Consider the following 3,556-nt stretch of genomic DNA (forward strand, 5'->3'; position numbering starts at 1 on the left):
AGGCAACAGTAACACACCATTGCCAAAATGTTTAATGGCAACTTCTTCGCCAGAAAAACGAAATGCTTTGGGCAAACGAACTGCTTGGCTACGACCAGAATGAAAAAGTTTTGCTGTTTCCATGATGATTGATATTTGGTAGTTATCAGTGGTAAAACCATTGTAGCACAATATTATTTAAACCCATATTCCTCGTCTAACATCCCTTTATCATTGGCATTTTTAGGGGCATAGTCACGAGGTGGCTCTAATGGTTCTAAAAATTTATTTTCATAAGAGCCAGCCGCTTGAGGAAAAGACTCTTTAGTCGCTTCTAAACCTAAAAAAGCCGTAGCTGGATTATTGCTGGTATGACGTTTATTGTCGGCACAAAGCTCATGTGCGCCTTTTTGTAAATGCTCATGCACTTCACGGTAGGCATTGGTTAAATTATTGACCAATTGTGCAGAATGAGAAAAATGGCTAGTCACGGATTCTTGATAGCTTTCATACTTGCCTTGTAAATCATGTAAATGGCTTTCTAAGTCGCGTACTCGGCTATCGCTATTACGGTAAATCTGAAAAACGTAGCCACCGATAAAACCGATAGCAATTAAGCCAATATACAATAGCCACTCCATAAAACCCCCTTATCTCACTATCGACTGAATTTTGTCTTGCTTGTCTTGGCATTGACCATACTAGTCTATAACATTCGCCATCAAAATACTGTAGGAGACTGCAAATGTCTGCAACAAGCTATGTACAAGGTCAAGCAGGTCGCATCGAAGTGCGTTTATTAATGCCACAACACGCCAAAGCTAATGTATTTGCTGTCGTTTGTCATCCTCATCCTTTATATGGTGGCACAATGGACAACAAAGTGGTCACCACCTTAACCCGCACCTTTAAAGATTTAGCCATTCCTGTGGTTTCGTTTAACTTTCGTGGAGTTGGCCAAAGTGAAGGCTTACATGACTATGCACGTGGTGAAGTAGAGGACTTATTAGCCGTTATTGCATGGGCAGCCCAACAAATCCAAGCCGAAAATCTCTATTTAGCAGGATTTTCTTTTGGTTCTTATGTGGCTGCTGTGGGTGCAAGTCGTTTGAGTCATGTGCAATTACAACAATTATTGTTAGTTGCGCCCCCTGTACATCATTATGCCTTTAATGAGTTAGCATTGCCCATAGAACAAACTTTGGTCATTCAAGGGGATGCTGATGAAGTTGTGCCGGCACAAGAAGTCTTTGATTGGGCAGCACAACAACAAATAACGGTGTTAAAATTCCCTAATTGCTCGCATTTTTTTCATGGTCGTTTAGTTGAGTTACGCCAAGCTGTATTGGAAAACCTTGTATGAGTCCACAATCTGTTAAGTTATTAAGCCCCTTAGCCCATTATCAACAAGATTTAGCGACAGGCACATTTCAGCCAGATGGCGCACAATTAGCTGCCGTACAAGAGTTACAAAGAATTTATGATGAATTAGTTGACCGTTATCAAGCCACACAAAAAAGTAAAGGCTTGGGACGGATTAAATTAGCTAAACGTTTGCAACAGCCTGTAATGGGCTTATATTTGTGGGGTGGTGTAGGGCGTGGCAAAACTTATTTAATGGATTTATTTTTTGAAGCCTTGCCCTTTAGACGCAAAATGCGGATGCACTTTCACCGTTTTATGCAGCGTGTGCATAAAGAACTGAACGAGTTTAGAGGCGAAAAAAACCCTTTAGAGTTAGTGGCAGACCGTATTCATGCCGATGCCGTGGTGATTTGTTTTGACGAGTTTTTTGTCACTGATATTACCGATGCGATGTTATTAAAAGGTTTATTTGAACAATTATTTGCGCGTGGTGTCAGTTTGGTAGCTACCAGTAATATTGTGCCAGACCGTTTATATGAAAATGGTTTACAGCGCGAACGTTTTTTACCTGCGATTACGTTGGTTAAAGATAATTGTCAGGTGTTAAATGTGGACTCAGGCATTGATTATCGTTTGCGGGTATTAACTCATGTCGAGTTATATCATTATCCATTAGATGATGCAGCGCATAAAAACTTGCAAAAAAGTTTTGATGAATTAGCCCACGGCACACACGTACACCACGATAGTATTATTATTAATGATCGTGATGTGATGGTTAAAGCGCGTACCGAAGATGTGTTGTGGTGCGATTATCACGAATTATGTGAAAAGCCGCGTAGTGCCTCGGACTTTATTGAAATTGCCCGAGAATATCACACCATTTTATTAAGTAACGTGCCAGTGATGGGCGAAAAAAACGATGACTCCACACGACGTTTTATTAATTTGATTGATGAATTATATGACCGCCAAGTCAAGTTAATTATTACCGCCGAAGCAAGTATTGATAACATTTATAGCAATGGTCGTCTAAACTTTGAAATAAAGCGTACTCGCAGCCGTTTACAAGAAATGCAGTCGCAAGAATATTTGCAGTTGCCCCATTTGCCCTAAAGCCCATTAATGTTTGTTTTTTCCTTCGACTCTGCTCTGGAAGCAGCTTGTGCTGGCTGAGCGGAGTCGAAGCCCAGTGGAGATAGTTATGTCCTACGAAGAGCAACAAATTAAAGCTATTCAACATTGGCAAGGACAAGGCCCTAAACTCACCTCGATGTTAGCAGGAATGGTTTCTGCCCCTGCGGTTAAATTAGTCGATATGGTCATTCCCGACTCAGCGATTCAGGCTGCTTTAGAAGCTGCTTGTAGTGTTGGCGAAAAACTCACCAATCCACAAAGTGTTTTAGAACAAGCAAATGTTAGTCAAATTGGTGATTTATTTTATGCAAACTTACAGTTGTGTGATGAGTTAGCCAACAAAACCCACGATCGAGCCATTGCCATGGCTGCGGCAGAAGGTGGAGTAACAGGTGCGAGTGGTTTAGTGGGGGTGGCAATAGATGTCCCCACCCTAATGACCTTAGCCTTACGCACCATTTATCAAACCGCTTTATGTTATGGCTTTGAACTAAAAGGTGAAGAAGGGCGGCAAGTCGCTTTACGTGTATTTAGTATTGCCAGTGCCAATTCTTTAAAAGAAAAAGAAGCCGCCTTAGTCAGCTTAGTGACCATTAAACAAATGTTGCAACAACAAACATGGGCGCAAATTCAGCAAGTGGCTTTTAATACCATGGGCAAAGAAGCATTAGTTTTAGCGTTAAAAGACTTGGCCGCACAATTAGGCATTAATCTTACCAAACGTAAGGCATTGACCATTGTGCCAATGATTGGCGCGGCCATTGGTGCAGCCGTCAATGCCAGTTTTATTAAAGATGTGGGTTGGGCTGCAAGGCGCACTTTTCAAGAAATGTGGTTATTACAACATGGTGGACACATTCAACAACCGTTATTACTCACAAATACTGCTAAAACACGGTAAGTTTTAAAGATTTTAGTTGTAAAAAAACTGTTCCTTGAGTAATATCCGCCTTCTATTTTTATCAAACTCGCCGTAAAACCTCGCGCCTTTAGGCCGAGGATATAAGGCGGTGACACGATGGCTTATCAATACTTCGGCTTCGCTCAGTAACCATGCGATTTGGCACAAATCAGC

Annotated in this window: 4 protein-coding genes and 1 pseudogene; 3 read left to right on the forward strand and 2 right to left on the reverse strand. The window is 41.3% G+C overall.

The features are described 5' to 3' along the window. Positions 1-123: pseudogene (locus Q0212_RS00960) on the reverse strand (AbrB/MazE/SpoVT family DNA-binding domain-containing protein); the annotation flags it as partial. A 50-nt stretch (positions 124-173) separates the two neighbouring features. Then, positions 174-620, reverse strand: coding sequence for a DUF1043 family protein (locus Q0212_RS00965; protein ID WP_297920850.1), 447 nt, complete (start codon positions 618-620; stop codon positions 174-176). A 104-nt stretch (positions 621-724) separates the two neighbouring features. Here Q0212_RS00965 and Q0212_RS00970 point away from each other — a divergent pair, with 104 nt between their 5' ends. The 3 genes from Q0212_RS00970 to Q0212_RS00980 all read left to right on the forward strand — a co-directional run bounded on the left by Q0212_RS00970 (position 725) and on the right by Q0212_RS00980 (position 3,382). Then, positions 725-1,342, forward strand: coding sequence for an alpha/beta fold hydrolase (locus tag Q0212_RS00970; protein WP_297920854.1), 618 nt, complete (start codon positions 725-727; stop codon positions 1,340-1,342). Next, positions 1,339-2,460, forward strand: coding sequence for a cell division protein ZapE (gene zapE / locus Q0212_RS00975; RefSeq protein WP_297920857.1), 1,122 nt, complete (start codon positions 1,339-1,341; stop codon positions 2,458-2,460). Before Q0212_RS00970 ends, zapE begins: the two co-directional genes overlap by 4 nt. Positions 2,461-2,548: 88 nt before the next feature. Continuing rightward, a complete protein-coding gene (locus tag Q0212_RS00980; protein ID WP_297920860.1) occupies positions 2,549-3,382 on the forward strand; it encodes an EcsC family protein in 834 nt (277 codons plus the stop codon). Positions 3,383-3,556: the final 174 nt, after the last annotated feature.

It is taken from the genome of uncultured Agitococcus sp. (genome assembly GCF_937920075.1).
Taxonomy (GTDB): Bacteria; Pseudomonadota; Gammaproteobacteria; order Pseudomonadales; family Moraxellaceae; genus Agitococcus.

Bases quoted from the DNA above. Each gene is read 5' to 3' on its own strand.
- Q0212_RS00965 (WP_297920850.1), bottom strand. From the start codon at position 620: ATGGAGTGGCTATTGTATATTGGCTTAATTGCTATCGGTTTTATCGGT.
- Q0212_RS00970 (WP_297920854.1), top strand. From the start codon at position 725: ATGTCTGCAACAAGCTATGTACAAGGTCAAGCAGGTCGCATCGAAGTG.
- zapE (WP_297920857.1), top strand. From the start codon at position 1,339: ATGAGTCCACAATCTGTTAAGTTATTAAGCCCCTTAGCCCATTATCAA.
- Q0212_RS00980 (WP_297920860.1), top strand. From the start codon at position 2,549: ATGTCCTACGAAGAGCAACAAATTAAAGCTATTCAACATTGGCAAGGA.